Source organism: Ruegeria sp. BG7 (assembly GCF_056535685.1).
Genome location: NZ_JBQFIU010000001.1, coordinates 3,161,766 through 3,179,881, shown reverse-complemented (window position 1 = coordinate 3,179,881; position 18,116 = coordinate 3,161,766). Strand labels below are relative to the sequence as shown.

Genomic DNA, 18,116 nt, shown 5'->3' with positions numbered 1-18,116 from the left:
TGTAAATGTTTTGCGACAAAATTCAATCCGCAGACGCCTCACAGTTGCGACAACTCGCCGAAGTGACGCAACGTAGCCAAGCCTGAAGAAATAGTTTAAGGTTAAATTATATTTTTTAGGGAGAAGAAAAACCGATGCCTGACACCCCCAGTTTGAGACAGGCTGCGCTTGAATATCACGCACATCCGAAGCCCGGAAAGCTTGAGATCAAGGCCACAAAGCCAATGGCCAACGGGCGCGATCTGGCTCGGGCCTATTCGCCCGGCGTGGCTGAGGCCTGTCTTGAAATCAAAGCCGATGCCGCAAATGCCGAGCGTTACACCGCACGTGGAAATCTTGTTGCGGTGGTGTCCAACGGCACTGCTGTTCTCGGGCTGGGGAATATCGGAGCGCTTGCCTCGAAACCGGTGATGGAGGGCAAGGCCGTCCTGTTCAAAAAGTTCGCAGGCATCGATTGCTTTGATATCGAAGTCGACCAACCCGACCCCGAAAAACTGGCGGACATCGTTTGCGCGCTGGAACCGACATTTGGCGCGATCAATCTTGAGGATATTAAGGCCCCCGACTGCTTCATAGTCGAGAAATTGTGCCGCGAACGTATGAACATTCCGGTGTTCCATGATGACCAGCATGGCACCGCCATTGTCGTGGGGGCGGCCGCAAAGAACGCCTTGCATGTGGCAGGAAAATCATTTGGCGACATCAAGGTCGTTTCAACCGGCGGCGGGGCCGCAGGAATTGCCTGCCTGAACATGCTGGTGAAACTGGGCGTTAAGCGCGAGAATATCTGGCTTTGTGACATCCACGGGCTTGTCTATGAAGGTCGTGCCGAGGACATGAACCCGCAGAAATCCCAGTTCGCCCAGAACTCGGATCTGCGGACATTGGATGACGTAATCGGAGAAGCAGACCTGTTTCTGGGCCTCAGCGGCCCGAATGTCCTGAAACCCGAAATGGTTGCGAAAATGGCCAGCCGCCCGATTATTTTTGCGCTGGCCAACCCAACGCCGGAAATCCTGCCTCAGGCCGCGTGCGAGGTTGCGCCGGATGCGATCATCGCCACAGGGCGCAGCGATTTTCCCAATCAGGTCAATAACGTACTGTGTTTTCCCTTTATCTTCCGAGGTGCACTGGATGTAGGTGCAACCGAGATCAATGATGAGATGCAGATTGCTTGTGTCGACGGTATCGCCGAAATGGCGCGCGCGACAACAAGTGCCGAGGCTGCCGCAGCTTACAAAGGTGAACAGCTGACATTTGGTCCAGATTACCTGATCCCCAAACCTTTCGACCCTCGTCTGGTTGGTGTGGTTTCCTCGTCTGTGGCAAAGGCGGCCATGGATAGCGGCGTCGCCAAGAGGCCAATCGAGGATCTGGAAGCCTATAAGGAAAAGCTGAACCAAACCGTCTTCAAGTCTGCCCTTCTGATGCGCCCCGTGTTCGAGGCTGCAGCAGCTGCCTCCCGCCGAATCGTCTTTGCCGAGGGTGAGGACGAACGGGTGCTACGGGCCGCACAAGCCATCTTGGAAGAGACAACTGAAACACCAATCCTGATCGGGCGCCCAGAAGTGATCGAAGCGCGCTGTGAACGGCTCGGCCTGAACATCCGCCCTGGAACGGATTGCCAGATCGTGAACCCGGAAAACGACCCGCGGTATTACGATTATTGGAACTCGTACCATCAGATCATGCAACGCCGCGGAGTCACACCGGATTTGGCCAAGGCGATCATGCGCACCAACACCACAGCGATTGGCGCAATCATGGTCCATCGCGGTGAGGCTGACAGCATGATCTGTGGCACATTCGGCGAATATCGCTGGCATCTGAACTACGTGGAACAGGTGTTGGACGAAGGCGACCTACGTCCGCATGGCGCTTTGTCTCTGATGATTTTGGAGGACGGGCCCTTGTTCATCGCCGACACCCATGTTCGTCAACTGCCCAAGCCCGAGGAATTGGCCGAAACCACAATTGGTGCCGCGCGGCATGTGCGCCGGTTCGGGATCGAACCAAAGATTGCCTTCTGCTCGCAGTCGCAATTCGGAAACCAAGCCGAAGGGTCCGGCAAACGGCTGCGCGCGGCGCTGAGCATTCTGGATCAACAGCCGCGTGATTTCGTTTACGAGGGTGAAATGAATCTGGATGCCGCCTTGGATGCGGACCTAAGGGCCCGCATCTTTCCGGGATCACGACTGCAGGGCGCGGCAAATGTGTTGATTTTTGCTCATGCGGATGCCGCCAGCGGGGTGCGCAATATCCTCAAGATGAAGGCGGACGGGATCGAAGTTGGCCCCATTCTTATGGGCATGGGCAACAAGGCTCATATTGTCACGCCTTCGATCACGGCGCGTGGATTGTTGAATATGGCTGCCATAGCAGGCACCCCGGTTGCGCATTACGGCTGAGCAAACTCAGCAAGAAAACCAAAACCGCGCCCCAGTATAGGGTGCGGTTTACCAAAAGTTTGCCGCCGCTCTGCTATTGCAGTTCACGCATAGCCCGATTTTCTGAAGGCCGCGCACCGACCGGACCTTACGCGTTAGGGTGAGTCGTGACCCAGTCTGTTTTTTGCAGCAAGTAGTTTGCAGTTTTGCAAAATGGGCTGAAAAATATCGAATTCCCGATATTGAAAAAGGGGTTTGCAAAACTTTGCAGCCCCCTCAGCGGGTTCCTGCAAATATTTTGCGATAAACTGACGCGTCGTCATTTGATACGCTTGCCCGAAAGTTTTCTGGGTCCTAACACAATGTCCAAGTCGTTGTGAGGAGGACGAGATGGCGTATCAGGACGTTTATGACAGCTGGAAAACTGACCCCGAAGCGTTCTGGATGGACGCTGCCAAGGGGATTGACTGGGTGAAAGAGCCCAGCAAAGCGTTGTTCGACGAAAATGCGCCACTGTATGAATGGTTCAGTGATGCGCGGGTCAACACATGCTGGAACGCTGTGGACCGCCACGTGGAAAACGGTCGTGGCGAACAAACTGCCATCATCTATGACAGCCCCATCACTCACACCAAGCGCGAGATTTCATATGTTGAACTGCGCAACCGCGTGGCCAACCTTGCCGGTGCACTGCGAGCCAAAGGCGTCGAGAAAGGCGATCGCGTCATCATCTATATGCCGATGATCCCCGAAGCGCTTGAGGCGATGCTGGCCTGCGCCCGTTTGGGTGCAGTGCATTCCGTCGTGTTCGGCGGGTTTGCCAGCAACGAATTGGCCGTTCGGATTGATGACGCCAAACCTAAGGCGATCATCGCCGCATCTTGCGGGATGGAACCGGGTCGTGTCGTGCACTACAAGCCATTGCTCGACGGCGCGATCGACCTGGCCGAACACAAACCTGAATTCTGCGTTATTTTCCAGCGTGAACAAGAGGTTGCCCAGCTGGTCGAAGGGCGCGATTTCAACTGGCACGGCTTCCAATATGGTGTTGAACCGGCCGAGTGTGTGCCGGTAGATGGCAATGATCCGGCCTATATCCTTTACACCTCTGGCACTACGGGCGCGCCCAAGGGTGTCGTGCGCCCCACTGCCGGACATCTGGTGGCGCTGAACTGGTCAATGAAGAACATCTATAACGTCGATCCGGGCGACGTGTTCTGGGCCGCATCCGATGTGGGCTGGGTCGTGGGCCATTCATACATCTGCTACGCACCGCTCATCCATGGCAACACAACCATTGTGTTCGAAGGTAAACCGGTTGGCACCCCCGACGCTGGCACCTTCTGGCGCGTGATCTCAGAGCATAAGGTCAAAAGCTTTTTCACAGCCCCGACAGCGATCCGCGCCGTAAAACGAGAAGACCCAAAAGGGGAGATGATCGCCAAGTACGATCTGTCCCATCTGCGCGCTCTTTACCTTGCCGGTGAACGCGCTGATCCCGACACCATCATCTGGGCGCAAGACGCACTGAAGGTTCCGGTGATCGACCACTGGTGGCAAACTGAAACGGGTTGGGCCATCGCTGGCAATCCGTTGGGTATCGAAGAACTGCCGGTCAAGCTGGGATCACCCGCCAAACCAATGCCGGGCTATGACGTGCAAATTCTGGACGAAGGCGGCCACCCAATGAAAGCCGGAGAATTAGGGGCTATCGCGGTCAAACTACCGCTTCCTCCGGGCACGTTGCCCACCCTTTGGAACGCAGAGGCACGGTTCAAGAAGTCCTATCTGGAGCACTTCCCCGGATACTACGAAACCGGTGATGCGGGCATGATCGATGAGGACGGATACCTTTATATCATGGCGCGTACGGATGACGTCATCAACGTGGCAGGCCACCGCCTGTCGACCGGCGGGATGGAAGAGGTGCTGGCCGCCCACCCCGACGTGGCCGAATGTGCGGTGATCGGCGTAACGGATCAGTTGAAGGGTCAGATGCCGGTCGGGTTCCTGTGCCTGAACGCGGGCGCAGACCGGGATCACGGCGATGTGGTTCAGGAAGTGGTCAAGATGGTGCGCGAAAAGATCGGCCCTGTTGCAGCGTTCAAGCTGGCCGTTGTTGTAGACAGGCTGCCCAAGACACGCTCGGGTAAGATCCTGCGCGGCACCATGGTCTCTATTGCTGACAACCAGGACTATAAAATGCCCGCCACGATCGACGATCCGGTCATCCTTGATGAAATCAAGGACGCCTTACAAACAATCGGTTACGCCAAGTAACCTGGGGGCGGCTCAGGCCGCCCTTTTAGCGTCTGCACTTGCATCCTGGATCAGGCTCCCTACTCTCGCTGTAAACAGTGAGGGCCCATGACACACTCTGACATTTGGCGTCTCAGCGCTACAGATATGACCAACCTGACACGTCGCGGTGACCTGAGTGCGACTGAGGCTGTTCAAGCTTCGATTGACCGGATGGATGCGGTCAACCAAGACCTGAACGCTGTTGTAGAAGATCTACGCACCGAAGCCTTGGAACGCGCGCAATCTCTGGATCGCGCCCGTGCAAACGGTCAACCGACCGGGCCCCTGCATGGTGTACCGGTTACGATCAAAGTGAATGTCGACCAAAAAGGGCACGCCACCACCAATGGCGTTGTGGCATTGAAAGATGTGATCGCCCCGGATGACGCGCCGGTCGTCAGCAATTTGCTAAAAGCCGGGGCCGTTGTCATCGGGCGGACCAATACGCCAGAGTTTTCGTTTCGGGCCGACACAGACAACCCGCTATATGGGCGCACGCATAACCCTTGGGGGCGGCATATCTCACCCGGCGGGTCTTCGGGTGGGGCGGGCGCTGCAGTGATGGCAGGTGTCGGAGCGTTGGCTCATGGCAATGATATCGGCGGCAGTCTGCGCTTTCCCGCAGCAGCCAACGGAGCAGTCACCGTGAAACCTGGGCTGGGGCGTGTCCCGGCCTGGAACCCCAGTCAAAAAGTTGAACGAGGTCTGTTGGCCCAGTCGATGTCCGTTCAGGGCCTGATCACACGCTCAGCTGCGGATTTGCACCTGTCGATGCCCAGCGTGATCGCGGCCGACGCGCGTGACCCTTTCCATGTGCCAATGCCTTGGCGCGGTGAAGCCCCCGACGGCCCCATCAAGGTGGCGTTCACGAAAAATACCTTTGGATATGCCCTGCATCCCGAGGTCGAAAAGGCGCTTGATACGGCACGGGACGCTCTGGTCGATGCTGGCTATGCCGTGGATGAGGTTGATCCACCAGACGTGTTTGAATGTGGCAGGATCGGCTATCGGACCTTGATGGGCGAAGTTCTGACCTTGATGAAATCGGATATCGAAGCAGCGGGATCGCAAACCATTCGAGAGATTTTCGACGTCTACTTTCAGGAATTTCCGCCCATCGTTGAAACCGATCTGGTAAAAATGTTGGCCAAACGCAGCCACTATGCGCGTGAATGGTCGCTGTTCTTGCAAGACTATCCGCTGGTTCTGTCGCCGTTCCTGCCGCAGCCCTTTTTCAAGCCCGACCGCGATACTGAAGGGGCTGAAGGTGTTCATGAGGTTCTGGGTTGTGCTGTATATTCATATGCGATGAACTTTTTGGGGCTACCAGCAGCCTGCGTGCCCGCGCGGCTGGCAGATTTGCCCAAGGGACCTCAGCCAATCAACGTTCAGATTGCCGCCAATCGTTGGCGCGAAGATCTGGCGGTAGATGCCGCCGCAGCAATCGAAGCCCGCGTGGGTCAAATGTGCACCGCGCTTTGGGAACAAATGGACACGACGTAGGCGAATGCAAAAAAAATAGACCCTGGGTCATTGTGCCCAGGGTCCGACTGCTTAAATAAGCCCGGAAATCTGATGACGAGCGTAGCACCACCCACTCTCGCCAGCGCAAAATTTGCACAATCATTCGAAAACGCCGTCCAGGTGGCCACTCACTCCCACCTTGGCGTGTTCTCCGGGTGAATTCACCCTAGCCAATTCGCGATAAATTCCCTGTGAACTGGTTCACATAAGCCAGAAAAAAATGCGCGGCGGCTCAAATTCATGTGAATTGTTCAGAAATTAGGCGTTCTTCAAGGCCGTGGCCGGGGTCAAACAGAATACGGTGGGCGATGGCCGGTTCAGACCTGATTTCAACCCAATCAATTTCCGGGAATGAGATGGAATCGGCATCCGCCATAACCGGGCGTTTATCTGCATCCAGAACATCGAACCGAACCTTTGCGATCTTGGGCAACAGCGCACCGCGCCAACGGCGGGGGCGAAAAGCGGCAATCGCCGTCAACGCCAAAACATCCGATCCGATGGGCAGGATCGGTCCGTGCGCGGAATAATTATAGGCTGTCGATCCGGCTGGTGTTGACAACAGAGCCCCATCGCAGACCAGTTCCGGCATCCGTACGCGGCCATCGACGCTGATCTTCAGCCTTGCCGCCTGTGGCCCTGCCCGCAACAGCGACACTTCGTTAATGGCAAGCGCCTCGTGCAGCGTGCCGGATTGATCCATTGCCCGCATCAAAAGCGGGTTGATTACTTCTTCCTCGGCATCCTCGAGACGTGCCATAAGGTCGTCTTCGTGATATTCGTTCATCAGGAATCCGATCGTGCCCCGGTTCATGCCGTAAACCGGTGTATCAAGATGCTGCATGTTGTGCAGGGTGCGCAACATGAAGCCGTCCCCGCCCAAAGCGACAACAACATCAGCATCCCGCGGTGCCGCGTTTCCGTGTTTGGCAACCAGAATATCCCGGGCCGTCTGCGCCACTTTGACATCACTGGCAAGAAAGGCGATTCTCTTTTTCATGTTTTCCGGTTTCCGGTGCTACACATTTGGTTCCGAAACAAACATACCTTTCCCCAATAGGCCAGTCTTGACGCCCCAGCGGACCAAATCGTCGCTTTACAGCTTTTGAAGATGCAGCGTTTCCGATAGGAAATCCGCAAGTTTTTACCCAGCCATGTGGAGCGCCCATGAACGCCAACCTTCGTGACACCGGATTTTTCACCCAGTCCCTGTCGGATCGTGACCCTGAGCTTTTTGGCTCGATCACGTCCGAGCTGGGCCGTCAGCGCGACGAGATCGAGCTGATCGCATCCGAGAACATCGTCTCTGCCGCCGTGATGGAAGCGCAGGGCTCGGTGATGACCAACAAATACGCCGAAGGTTATCCCGGTCGGCGCTACTATGGCGGTTGCCAGTTTGTCGATATTGCCGAGAACCTGGCCATCGACCGGGCCAAGGAACTGTTTGGCTGCGGCTTTGCGAACGTGCAGCCGAACTCGGGCTCTCAGGCCAACCAGGGTGTGTTCCAGGCGCTGATCCAGCCCGGTGACACCATTCTGGGCATGAGCCTGGATGCCGGTGGTCACCTGACCCACGGCGCGCGCCCGAACCAGTCGGGCAAGTGGTTCAACGCGGTGCAATACGGCGTCCGCAAAGAAGACAACATGCTGGACTATGATCAGGTCGAGGCGCTGGCGAAAGAGCACCAGCCCAAGCTGATCATCGCCGGCGGCTCGGCTATCCCGCGCCAGATCGACTTTGCCCGCATGCGCCAGATCGCCGACATGGTGGGTGCCTATCTGCACGTAGACATGGCGCATTTCGCCGGTCTGGTTGCGGCGGGTGAGCACCCCAGCCCCTTCCCGCATGCGCATGTGGCGACCACGACGACCCACAAGACCTTGCGTGGACCGCGTGGGGGTATGATCCTGACCAATGATGAAGATATCGCTAAGAAAGTGAATTCGGCGATCTTCCCCGGCATTCAGGGTGGCCCGCTGATGCATGTGATCGCCGGTAAGGCCGTGGCCTTTGGCGAAGCCCTGCGGCCCGAGTTCAAAACCTATATCCAGCAGGTCATTACCAACGCACAAGCGCTGTCGGACCAGCTGATCAAGGGCGGTCTGGACACGGTGACCCACGGCACCGACACCCATGTGGTGCTGGTCGACCTGCGCCCTAAAGGCGTGAAGGGCAATGCAACCGAGAAGGCTCTGGGGCGGGCGCATATCACCTGCAACAAGAACGGCGTACCGTTTGACCCCGAAAAGCCGACCGTTACCTCGGGCATTCGTCTGGGTTCGCCCGCAGGCACCACCCGCGGCTTTGGCGAGGTCGAGTTCCGCCAGATCGCCGATTGGATCATCGAAGTGGTCGACGGCCTGGCGGCCAACGGCGAAGACGGCAACGGCGCTGTCGAAGCCAAGGTCAAAGCCGAGGTCGCAGACCTCTGCGCCCGCTTCCCAATCTATCCGAACTTGTAATCTATAAAACACAAATGATAACGGCGCCTCTGAGGCGCCGTTTTTCTTACTAAGGCTCGGGCCAAACGCAACGGCCGGAACGGGTGGGATCAGACCTCGCCCTCGGCCTCTTTCAAAGCATCTTCAAGCAGCTTCTCGTTTCGCGCCTCTTCGATCCTGTTGATGCGATCCTCAGCCGAGCGGCTGTCAAAGCGGTATTTCACAACATTGATCAGGCTGAGTGTCAGCAAAACAATGCCCATACCCCAGTAACCCTTGGTCGCCAGCGGCACGTCGGTAGACAAGTACAAAGAGATGCCCAGCAACAGGTAAGCCACAGCCACGCCAGCACCGTTCAGCATCAGGATCAAGTTGTTTTCACCACGATTGGTCATTTGAAGTCTCCTTAGTCAAAATACGGGTTCGTCAGTTTCAGGATTGAGCCTTAAGGCGGCTCAGAACTTCCGCTGCGCTAGAGCGGGTTTTGGGGCCATACCCGGCCTCTTCCATCCGTTGGGCCACGGTGCTGTGATCCAAGCCCGCATCGATCTCGCGCAGGATTTCGGATTGTTCGAACGGGTCATCCTGAGACATCACTCGGGCGATCAGCTCTTCTGCTTCTTCCGCCGGGCTGGTGCCACCCAAGTGACGGTTCAGCCGCTTTTGCAGCCCCTGCTCTCGTTTCACCGCTCGCGCCGAGATCGCGCCTTGTTTGAGATCCAGAATGCGGCGGTTGGCCGTCTGCACCGAGTGGCGCAGTTGCAAGATACGCGCCTCAAGCCGGTCGACGGTTTGCTGGCGCAACGCCAATTCGTTTTCCAAATCCGCAACCGCCTGCGCCGCGCTTTGAACAAGGTCCTGCTGATCATCTGCCAGCGCCTGACGGGTCCTATCCATCAAGTCCTGGATGCGGGCCTGCAAGGTTTCGATTTGGCGGGTTTCACCGCGTTGCTTCTGGATCAGGCTGGCAAGCGTCAACTTGGCGGCCTTAAGGTTTTGGTCGGCCTCCCGGATTTTCTGGTCAATCAGCTCAATTGAAAAACTATCGCGCAGCCTGTCTTCGGCCCGGGCATTTGCACCATTCATCAGGGTCTTCAATGTATTGAACATGTGATCCTCCAAATTCATGAACATCGTTCATAACTCGGAAATAGCAATTTCATGAACAGCGTTCAAGTATTTTTATGAACGGTGTTCAAGAACACTATTTGTTTCCAATTCGTGAAAGAACCTGCGCGATCATGCGTTCAATCTGTTCAGGCGGCACGCGCGAGATACGGTTCTCTAAACCAAGGGTGACGATTCCGTGCACCGATGAGAACAGCGCCCGTGTCATCAAATCCATCTCGCTCCGATCCAATTCGGGGAACAACTCGCTGACAGGTTCGGCAATAAAGGAAAACAGGTCTTTCAACGCGCTGCGATACCAATCGGGTACCGAGCCATCATTCGGCATCTGCAGATCAAACAAAGCCCGCCACAGGTTGGCGTTATCGTCGGCGAAATGCAGGTAAGCCGTGCTCATGACAATCAGGCGTTGCACCGGTGGCTCACTGCCGTCAAAAGACGTTCCGACAGCTTGCCCAAGACGTTTGAACGTACGCCCGTTTACAGCCATGACAATCGCGTTCAGATCTTCAAACACGTTGTATATGGCACCCAATGCGCATCCAGCATCTTTGGCCAAATCGCGTGCACGAAGGTCGCTTAGACTGTTTTGATCGATGCGTATCTCGGCCGCCTTAACCAGTTTTTCGCGCAACTGCTCTCGCCGGATTTGTGCTTTGGTTGCCATTGCGCCCTCAGAGATTGAACCACGTTCAGATCCTTGCGCATAGTCCGGAACCCAAGGTCAGATCAAGCCACGCCACCACAGAAAAACCAGCAGCAGTGTCGTCAGTGCCAGCAAGTTAAAGGCCAACCCACCCAGCATTCCCAAAAACCAGCCCCATCTGCGGTCGGCCAGATTGATCGCGCTGAGATGTCCTTGCACGACATCTGACGCGCGGATCAGCTTGGGTGTGTCCAGTACCTGCCTCAGCTTGGGATGCGCAGCCATCGCCTCGGACCGTGCCAACACCATGGCTTGCTTGTAGACACGTCGCGGCAGGCGTCGCTTGGCTTTTCGGATCGACGCCTCAAGCGTTTTGTCCCGCACGCCAAGCTTGGCGCGCAGCAAGGCTACGGTCTCGGCAATCCGGGTTTGAATGTCTGTGTCCTGCGACATGGGACCTCCTAACGCGGCAATCTAGCCTTTGGCTCAAAGACCTACAATGGGGCTAGTCGTCCGCAGCGCGTGCGGGTATCACTCGGGACATGTTGAATACAATAATACATGGCGAACCGACTGCCCTTCCGCCGCTTATCATTGCACATGGCCTGTATGGATCCGCCCGCAACTGGGGTGTGATTGCCAAACGGCTTTCGGACGAACGGCAGGTCGTGGCGGTGGATATGCGCAATCACGCGCGCAGCATGTTGGACCCGCAGCATGACTATCCGCATCTGGCGCAGGATATCGCCGAAGTCATCGAACAGTACGGCGGCAAGGCCGATGTGCTGGGGCATTCGATGGGCGGCAAGGCTGCGATGACGTTGGCGCTGCAACACGGGTCATTGGTGAACAAGCTGGTGGTCGCAGACATTGCGCCAGTGAAATACACGCATAGTCAGATCCAGTTCATCGAGGCCATGCGGGCAGTGGATTTTTCACGCATCGAACGCCGGTCAGACGCAGAGCAGCAACTGGCTGAACTGGGTGTTGAAAAAGCACTGCAGAGTTTCTTTACGCAATCCCTGGACATCAATGGCAAACGCTGGCTGCTGAATCTGGATGTATTGGCGGACCAAATGCCCAACATCATGGGCTTTCCCAACTTGGATGCCTCATGGAACGGGTCCGCTCTGTTTTTGTCAGGTGGTGCATCAGAATATGTTCTGCCAGAGCATCGTGACAAAATCCGCGCGCTGTTTCCCAACGCACGGTTTGCCAAAATTCCCGGAGCCGGTCATTGGCTGCACGCCGAGAAACCGCGCGAATTTGAAGCGGCCGTCAGAACGTTTCTGAACGCTTGATCATGCGCCCTGATACAGCCGCTTGGCGACCATCCAAGACGCGGGCGCAGCAAGCACGGCCCCTGCTGCTGCGGCACCAACAATCGCGCTGACCGAAACCATACCGGCAGACAAAACGGCGATCGCAGCCGAGCCCGACAGGGCAGTTGCGATCAGTGAATACAGCATAGCGGCAAGGCGAAACATGGCCGGATTTCCTTTTGGTGACTTCCGGCTAAACATCACACGATTCTAATGTGTTTTGCTTTGATTTGGGTCAGATGCGAAACGCCCATATGTCAGGCGCTGACAAGTTCGCCGCCCCCGTTCACCCAATCCACCAAACCGCCAAGGTTGTAGACCTGCTGATATCCCATGTCTTTCAGCAGCTTGCCAGCCAACGCTGCACGCCCACCCGAAGCGCAATGTAAAATGATGGGACGGTCTTTGCGCAATTCCGGGTCATGGGATTGCAGCGTGTCATCTGCCCGGAACTCCAGCATTCCGCGCGGGATATGATGTGCCCCGGCGGCACGGCCGGTGGCTTGTAATTCCGCCGCATCCCGAATGTCCAGAAGCAGCCCGCCCTGCTCTAGAATGGTCTTCGCCTGCGCTGTATCAATCCGCGCAACCACCGCATTGGCGGCCGCCATCATGTCTTTGACCGTTACCGGCATGTGTGTACTCCTTCACCTGTTCCGGCAAAGGGTAACATGCAAAAATTGGAAGGTGTAGCCGTGACCTCAATGCTCACGAAACGCACGAGACATGCTGTCTGACACTGGTTTCGCGATATAGGCGGCAAAGGTCCTCTCTTCAGTCTGGATCATGATTTCTGCGGGCATCCCGGGCGTTGGGATAAAGCCGCTGACACGTTGCAGTTCATCCGGAGTAAGGGAAATACGTGCCAGATACACTTCTTGAGGGCTGCCTGTGGTCTGTTCAGGCAAAGCGTCAGCAGAAATATAGAAAACCTCTCCATACAAAACCGGGGTCGTGCGTTGGTTCAACGCGATCAGACGCACCGAGGCCGTCTGCCCTGTAATCACGCTGTCGATTTCCGTACGAGGAATCTGCGCTTCGATGATCAGGGGGGCATCGGCAGGCAGGATCTCGGCAATGGGTTCGCCAGTTTCAATAACACCGCCCGGCGTGTGGTAGTGCAGCCGCACGACTGTACCGGTAACTGGGGCCCGGACAACCGCTCGGTCCAGAACGCTGCGGGCCTGACGAGATTTTTCACGCACGCTTTCCAGATCGGCTTCGATCACGCCCAACTCATCCAGCGCAGCTTCACGATAGGCAGATCGGGTGCGCATGATCTGCTCTTCGTATTTCAACAGCATCTGGTTGATCTCGGCGGCTTCGGCCTGCAAGCGCGCCTGTTGTCCTTCGGCCTCGGCCTGAACGCGACGGATCGTGTTGAGCTCACCCTTGCGGACCAACCCCTTTTCGTAAAGTTGGCTCTTGGCCTCGTATTCTTCCTGCAAAATCTCGGCGCGCCGCATCATGCTGTCCAACTGAGCCTCAAAGCCGCTGGACCGGATTTTCAACGCTTCCATGTTCCGCTCAAGCAATGCGACATCATTCAGCAACGTCTTGCGCGACACGTCAAAACTGAGCTTTTGCCCGTCGAGAATAGCCATGACCTCGACATCATCGGATGCCTCGACAAGATCAGGGGAAAAGACAAGTCGGTCGCGTTCACCGTATTCGGCCAGCAGCCGTTGGGTCATGGCTTGCAGGCGCAGTTTGCGGATGAACAACTCGCGCTCATTAGCTTGTGCCGAGGTTTGGTCCAACGTCATCAGCACTTGCCCGGCCTGAACCGACTGACCTTCGACCACCTTGATATCTTCAATGATGCCGCCTTCAAGATGCTGAACGATCTTGTTGCGACCGGTGGCCACAAAGCTGCCCTGTGCAATCACCGCTGCCGCCAAAGGGGCGCTGAAGGACCAGACCCCAAAACCGCCAAAGCACACCAGAAGCATGATCAGCCCGATGGCAATCAGCCGGTTGATCGAGCGCGGAACCTCGGCATACCAAAGCTGAGGTTCATCGGCAGAATTCTTCACAGGTACGAGGTCATTCATGGTCAGCCCCCCTGCTGGCCTTCAATTCCAGTTTGTTTGCGCGGCGCGTTGATCTGTTGCAGAACCTGATCGCGCTGCCCGAACAGGGCCACGCGCCCATCGGTCAGCAGCATGATCTTGTCGACCACGTTCAACAACGTCGGTTTCTGCGTGATAACGACCACGGTGATCTTGCTTTCGCGCGCCTGTTCAATCGCCCGGGCCAGCGCTTTGTCACCAGCCACATCGAGGTTCGAGTTTGGCTCATCCAGCACAACCAATCTCGGGTTGCCGAAGAACGCCCGCGCCAGCGCTATGCGTTGCTTTTGCCCACCGGACAAAGGCGCGCCATCTGCGGCGACCACCGTCTCATACCCTTGCGGCAGGGTCGCGATCATGTTGTGAACATCGGCCAAAACGGCAGCATCGTGGATCTGTTCGTCGGTCGCATCGGCCCGCATCCGACCAATGTTGTCCTTGATCGTGCCGGGGAACAGTTGGACATCCTGCGGCAGGTAGCCGATGCTTTCCCCAAACTGGCGTGGATCCCAGTTGCGAATATCCATCAGGTCCAGCCGCACACTGCCCGAAGTCGGCAGGATAGACCCCACCAGTGTTTTCCCCAGCGTCGTCTTCCCCGCACCGGAGTTGCCGATAATGGCCAACGTTTCACCGGGTGTCAGCGAGAATGTGATCCCGTTCAAAACCACCCGTTTGGTCCCACCGGGCACATACAGCAGGCGTTCAACATCCAAACGGCCCTCGGGGCGCGGCAGGCGCAGTTTTTCGTATTGCAAGGCCGAGGTCGACAGCAGCGCTTTGATCCGGCTGTAGGCCCCACGTGTCAGCAAATAGCTGTTCCAGCCTTCAATCGAACCTTCGATGGGCGCAAAGGCACGACCTGCAATGATCGAGGCGGCAATCACCATTCCGCCGGTGATCTCTCCTTGCAAGGCCAGATAGGCGCCCCAGCCCAGAATACCGATTTGGGTCAGCAGCCTGACAGCGCGCGAAACCGCGGCGAAGATCACATTGCGGTCCTGTGCGCGCACCTGCCAAGTCAAAGACTGAGCGGTGTCCCTGCCCCAGATCCGCACGGCTTCGGGGATCATGGCCAGCGCGTTGATGATCTGACTGTTGCGCGACATCGAATCCAGATGCTGGTTCGCCAGCGACTGCGCCTTGTTGGCCTCGGCAAAGGGTTTGGCTGTCATTTTCTGGTTGATCAAGGCAATCGTCATCAACAGTAGCGCGGTCACGACGACGATCATGCCCAACTGCGGATGCACCAGGAAAATCATCAGGATAAACAAAGGCGCGAAAGGGACATCCAAGAATGAGATCAGAGTACCCGACACCAGAAAACCACGCAGTTGCTGCAAATCGCCTAATGTCTGGTATTCGCGCCCGTTGCCATGCAGAGACGCATGGGCCGCCGCGCTGAGCACAGGTGCGCCCAAGCGGGCTGCCACTTCAACCCCGGTGCGCATCAGCATGAACCGGCGCACCGCGTCAAAGGCCGATTGAAAGATCACCGCGCCTGCAACGATTGCGGTCAGCATGATCAATGTGTCCAATGACCGGCTGGTCAGAACGCGATCACTGATCTGAAACAGGTAAATCGGGATCGCCAGGATCAGGATGTTGGTGGCGCAAGTCAGAACCAGCACAAAAGCAAGGTTGCGCCAGATCGCGCGGATCGACACCTGCAAGGTACGCTGAAAATCCTCGGGCGGGGTGCGCTTGTGAAAAGTTTGGGGTGGCCCCTTGCCATCACCGCCGCCGGTCTGATTTTGCGGCAGTGGCTGGTTCGCCTTGGCCTCGATCGTGGTGCCCATGCGGTTTTCGCCGGCTGCGCGCGCAGAGGGGGTCTTACGCGCAGTCGTTTCCTCGGCGGTTACCTGATCGGGGCCGTCAGCATCGGCCACCCCATTGCCGCCACCCGTTGGGTCTTTGTCTTGTGCGGGCTGCGGCTGCACGCGCCGATGGGGAGGATCAGCGCGCCGTTGTTCCTGTGAGTGGTGTTGGTCCTCGGCGTGTTTCAGTTTCTCAGGTTTCTCTGACTGTTTTTCATCTGGGTTTGGTACGCGCATCTGCTCTGTCAGATGCAGACGCGGTGCGATTTTGGGCCTTTCGGGCGCGGGTTTCACCCTTGCACCCAGACTTTGGCTTTGCGGCCTTCCTCCGCCCTGTCTGTCCAGGGGGCTGGATAAGTAAGGGCGGCGCGACGTGAATACGATCGACATCTACTAACCTTTTGGTCACTCGGTAAAAAAACAGGAAAATCAGGCCAGCACGGATTGCAGGCCGTCGTCGTTGGTCGTGGTATCTGTTGCCGGAGTGGTCAAGGCCAACGCAGCATCCGGCTGCGCGACACTCATATCGCTCATTATGGCGGCGATGGCTTCATTGGTCATTGCCGTTATGTCTTCATTCGTGGGCATATCCAGCAGACTGGCCTGATGCAAAAGCAGATCCGAATATGCTCCGTTTGCGGCCATGATTGTCGAATCCACACCCATCTTGGTCACACTTGCGCTGTTCAACAGGGCGTTGCTGCCAGCGACCACTTCGGTCTGCGGCGCTTCGGGGCCGGATAGCTCAATGTCATCCTGATCCTGCATCACGGTGGTCTGTTCAACGACGTTCACCTGCACCAGATCTCCGTCGATCTTGAGAACACGGATCTGCTCCATCCCGGCGAAATTGGGATCATTCAACAAAGCGTCTTCAAGCGCGGCAATGTCGTCATCGGCCAGCGCCATAGTGTCGGACATCTCCTGGGACATGTCCTGATAGGTATCGTCCCCAACCGTTTTGACAGTGGCTTCGTTCATGACCAGGTTTTCGTCGCCCCCGGCTTCGCCTTCATCCATTGACGGGTCCATGCCGCCGCTGATCACATCGTCATCCACCAAAACGAGCGTCTGGTTCACAACGTCCACAGAAACCATGTTTCCGTCGATGATGATCACATCATAGTAATTGCCCAACTGAATAAGGTCCGAGACGTTGTACATCTCGTTGTCGCCCATCGCATACACGGTCGACGAAGCCGAAATTTCGGTCTCGATTTGGTCGATATCTGTGGCATCGATATCCTGCTTGATGAAATTCGCGACGACCAGATCACCCTGAACATGGTCTACGATAACAATCGGCGCCGCTGCCGCAGCGCCTGATGTTGCACCAAGCCAAGGTGCTGTTTTGGACTCGACCTCGATTTGCGAAGTCTGCACGATATTCGTACCACTTCCCGTTCCCGGAGCACCTTGATCCCAGTCGGAAACAACAGCGACCTGACTAATGGCCGTCAGGCTGACCGCCTGCCCTCCTACAGCTATGATCGGGGCATCCACCCAAGCCACAGTGGCCGACATGGCGTTGATCGCAACGTTGCCACCGGTCACAACCAGGTGCCCGTCATCAAATTCCGGGTCCTTTGACTGATCCCATTCATCGGGATACGGCAGCTCAGCCGTGTTTTCAGTGTCATCAGGCTGATGATATTCGGGAAGCAGATCCTTCCATTCCGGAGCCTCCGTGACGTATTCGCCGTTTACGATCACACCCAACGCATCGTCGCCATGGAACTGGTGCACAATCACGCCTTCAATGTCCGCGATCACCGGGTTTGCCATCTGTTCGGCCAGCGCCTCGAGCATTTCTGTCGATTGGTAGTCCGTGAGTGAAAATGATGGCGCAGCAATGGCGTGAAGCGACAGAGCCATGTCCATCATCTGCTCGCCCTGGGCCATCAGAACCTCAGGATCCCGGAAGTCGCCGTCGCCGACGACATCGTTATCGCGCATGTAGACGCTTTGTACCGTAACGGTCACAGCCGAACCCAAAGGCACTGTTTCAGGCGGCAGAATGATCAGTTGGACAAACGAAGACGGGCCTGAATCGCTTATTTCATTTTCCGGCACATACCGCACAGGTTCTGCGGAACCATCGATAACAATCATCGCTTCGGACACCGGCACGGTAGGCGCGTTCGGCAGCGGCAATTCGGGGTCAGAGGGTTGGAAAGTATAGGGCAAAGCTTTGTACTCGCCCGCAGGAATATCAAGGTCTGCCTTGATGTGGATCGAGGCCGGATCTTCCAGCCCTTCGATTTCGGCTTTGCGCCTCAGAGCAGTGAATTCTTCGTATTGATCCCGCAACCGGGACTGTTCGATCGTAAGCTCAAAAGTTCCAACAAAATGCGCTATCGTTTCAGAAATACTGTCTAGGGCCATGTCGGTTTTCCTTTTCACCCCTGCCAGCACAAATTTCCGGTCTGGGTTCTGTTGGGCCGGGGCCGCGTTTTACGGCCCCGGCAGTTTTGTAG

Annotated in this window: 15 protein-coding genes; 5 read left to right on the top strand and 10 right to left on the bottom strand. The window is 56.7% G+C overall.

Annotated features, from left to right (window positions below; all coding sequences use genetic code 11):
• The first annotated feature begins 134 nt into the window (after window positions 1–134).
• The 3 genes from ACR3EH_RS15705 (at window position 135) to ACR3EH_RS15695 (ending at window position 6,191) form a co-directional block, all read left to right on the top strand.
• Window positions 135–2,408 (top strand): NADP-dependent malic enzyme, encoded by a 2,274-nt coding sequence (locus ACR3EH_RS15705; protein WP_171186226.1) that lies wholly within the window; start codon window positions 135–137, stop codon window positions 2,406–2,408.
• A 369-nt stretch (window positions 2,409–2,777) separates the two neighbouring features.
• Window positions 2,778–4,667: a propionate-CoA ligase PrpE gene (gene prpE, locus ACR3EH_RS15700; protein WP_171186227.1), complete on the top strand. Its 1,890-nt coding sequence runs from the start codon at window positions 2,778–2,780 to the stop codon at window positions 4,665–4,667.
• A gap of 87 nt (window positions 4,668–4,754) precedes the next feature.
• Complete coding sequence (locus tag ACR3EH_RS15695; protein WP_171186229.1) at window positions 4,755–6,191, top strand: amidase family protein; 1,437 nt, start codon at window positions 4,755–4,757, stop codon at window positions 6,189–6,191.
• Between the two features lie 259 nt (window positions 6,192–6,450).
• Here ACR3EH_RS15695 and ACR3EH_RS15690 read toward each other — a convergent pair whose 3' ends face one another.
• On the bottom strand, window positions 6,451–7,212 hold the full coding sequence (locus ACR3EH_RS15690) for an NAD kinase (RefSeq protein WP_171091113.1): 762 nt from the start codon (window positions 7,210–7,212) through the stop codon (window positions 6,451–6,453).
• Window positions 7,213–7,379: 167 nt separating this feature from the next.
• Between ACR3EH_RS15690 and glyA the strand changes: the two genes are divergently transcribed.
• On the top strand, window positions 7,380–8,675 hold the full coding sequence (gene glyA / locus ACR3EH_RS15685; RefSeq protein ID WP_171644509.1) for a serine hydroxymethyltransferase: 1,296 nt from the start codon (window positions 7,380–7,382) through the stop codon (window positions 8,673–8,675).
• Between the two features lie 89 nt (window positions 8,676–8,764).
• On the opposite strand, the gene ACR3EH_RS15680 is transcribed toward glyA, so the two are convergent.
• The 4 genes from ACR3EH_RS15680 to ACR3EH_RS15665 all read right to left on the bottom strand — a co-directional run bounded on the left by ACR3EH_RS15680 (window position 8,765) and on the right by ACR3EH_RS15665 (window position 10,881).
• A complete protein-coding gene (locus ACR3EH_RS15680; RefSeq protein ID WP_171093944.1) occupies window positions 8,765–9,049 on the bottom strand; it encodes a YiaA/YiaB family inner membrane protein in 285 nt (94 codons plus the stop codon).
• A 37-nt stretch (window positions 9,050–9,086) separates the two neighbouring features.
• A complete protein-coding gene (locus ACR3EH_RS15675; RefSeq protein ID WP_171647488.1) occupies window positions 9,087–9,764 on the bottom strand; it encodes a PspA/IM30 family protein in 678 nt (225 codons plus the stop codon).
• A 94-nt stretch (window positions 9,765–9,858) separates the two neighbouring features.
• A complete protein-coding gene (locus ACR3EH_RS15670; RefSeq protein ID WP_171676855.1) occupies window positions 9,859–10,449 on the bottom strand; it encodes a TetR/AcrR family transcriptional regulator in 591 nt (196 codons plus the stop codon).
• A 57-nt stretch (window positions 10,450–10,506) separates the two neighbouring features.
• Window positions 10,507–10,881: a hypothetical protein gene (locus ACR3EH_RS15665; protein ID WP_171093950.1), complete on the bottom strand. Its 375-nt coding sequence runs from the start codon at window positions 10,879–10,881 to the stop codon at window positions 10,507–10,509.
• 89 nt (window positions 10,882–10,970) lie between these two features.
• Between ACR3EH_RS15665 and ACR3EH_RS15660 the strand changes: the two genes are divergently transcribed.
• On the top strand, window positions 10,971–11,729 hold the full coding sequence (locus tag ACR3EH_RS15660; RefSeq protein WP_171676857.1) for an alpha/beta fold hydrolase: 759 nt from the start codon (window positions 10,971–10,973) through the stop codon (window positions 11,727–11,729).
• Here ACR3EH_RS15660 and ACR3EH_RS15655 read toward each other — a convergent pair whose 3' ends face one another.
• From ACR3EH_RS15655 to ACR3EH_RS15635, 5 genes are all read right to left on the bottom strand, one after another.
• Complete coding sequence (locus ACR3EH_RS15655) at window positions 11,730–11,915, bottom strand: hypothetical protein (RefSeq protein WP_171676859.1); 186 nt, start codon at window positions 11,913–11,915, stop codon at window positions 11,730–11,732.
• A 92-nt stretch (window positions 11,916–12,007) separates the two neighbouring features.
• Window positions 12,008–12,385, bottom strand: a complete 378-nt coding sequence (locus ACR3EH_RS15650; RefSeq protein WP_171647494.1) for a rhodanese-like domain-containing protein — start codon at window positions 12,383–12,385, stop codon at window positions 12,008–12,010.
• A 66-nt stretch (window positions 12,386–12,451) separates the two neighbouring features.
• Window positions 12,452–13,804, bottom strand: a complete 1,353-nt coding sequence (locus ACR3EH_RS15645) for an HlyD family type I secretion periplasmic adaptor subunit (protein WP_171093958.1) — start codon at window positions 13,802–13,804, stop codon at window positions 12,452–12,454.
• Window positions 13,805–13,806: 2 nt separating this feature from the next.
• Entirely contained in the window at window positions 13,807–15,933 is a 2,127-nt protein-coding gene (locus ACR3EH_RS15640; RefSeq protein WP_480634838.1) for a type I secretion system permease/ATPase, read from the bottom strand.
• Window positions 15,934–16,068: 135 nt separating this feature from the next.
• Window positions 16,069–18,024, bottom strand: a complete 1,956-nt coding sequence (locus ACR3EH_RS15635) for a type I secretion protein (RefSeq protein ID WP_171186701.1) — start codon at window positions 18,022–18,024, stop codon at window positions 16,069–16,071.
• Between the last annotated feature and the right edge of the window lie 92 nt (window positions 18,025–18,116).

What these genes read in the sequence shown, in the direction of transcription:
- ACR3EH_RS15705 (WP_171186226.1), top strand. Translation starts at nt 135, where the DNA reads ATGCCTGACACCCCCAGTTTGAGACAGGCTGCGCTTGAATATCACGCA.
- prpE (WP_171186227.1), top strand. Translation starts at nt 2,778, where the DNA reads ATGGCGTATCAGGACGTTTATGACAGCTGGAAAACTGACCCCGAAGCG.
- ACR3EH_RS15695 (WP_171186229.1), top strand. Translation starts at nt 4,755, where the DNA reads ATGACACACTCTGACATTTGGCGTCTCAGCGCTACAGATATGACCAAC.
- ACR3EH_RS15690 (WP_171091113.1), bottom strand. Translation starts at nt 7,212, where the DNA reads ATGAAAAAGAGAATCGCCTTTCTTGCCAGTGATGTCAAAGTGGCGCAG.
- glyA (WP_171644509.1), top strand. Translation starts at nt 7,380, where the DNA reads ATGAACGCCAACCTTCGTGACACCGGATTTTTCACCCAGTCCCTGTCG.
- ACR3EH_RS15680 (WP_171093944.1), bottom strand. Translation starts at nt 9,049, where the DNA reads ATGACCAATCGTGGTGAAAACAACTTGATCCTGATGCTGAACGGTGCT.
- ACR3EH_RS15675 (WP_171647488.1), bottom strand. Translation starts at nt 9,764, where the DNA reads ATGTTCAATACATTGAAGACCCTGATGAATGGTGCAAATGCCCGGGCC.
- ACR3EH_RS15670 (WP_171676855.1), bottom strand. Translation starts at nt 10,449, where the DNA reads ATGGCAACCAAAGCACAAATCCGGCGAGAGCAGTTGCGCGAAAAACTG.
- ACR3EH_RS15665 (WP_171093950.1), bottom strand. Translation starts at nt 10,881, where the DNA reads ATGTCGCAGGACACAGACATTCAAACCCGGATTGCCGAGACCGTAGCC.
- ACR3EH_RS15660 (WP_171676857.1), top strand. Translation starts at nt 10,971, where the DNA reads ATGTTGAATACAATAATACATGGCGAACCGACTGCCCTTCCGCCGCTT.
- ACR3EH_RS15655 (WP_171676859.1), bottom strand. Translation starts at nt 11,915, where the DNA reads ATGTTTCGCCTTGCCGCTATGCTGTATTCACTGATCGCAACTGCCCTG.
- ACR3EH_RS15650 (WP_171647494.1), bottom strand. Translation starts at nt 12,385, where the DNA reads ATGCCGGTAACGGTCAAAGACATGATGGCGGCCGCCAATGCGGTGGTT.
- ACR3EH_RS15645 (WP_171093958.1), bottom strand. Translation starts at nt 13,804, where the DNA reads ATGAATGACCTCGTACCTGTGAAGAATTCTGCCGATGAACCTCAGCTT.
- ACR3EH_RS15635 (WP_171186701.1), bottom strand. Translation starts at nt 18,024, where the DNA reads ATGGCCCTAGACAGTATTTCTGAAACGATAGCGCATTTTGTTGGAACT.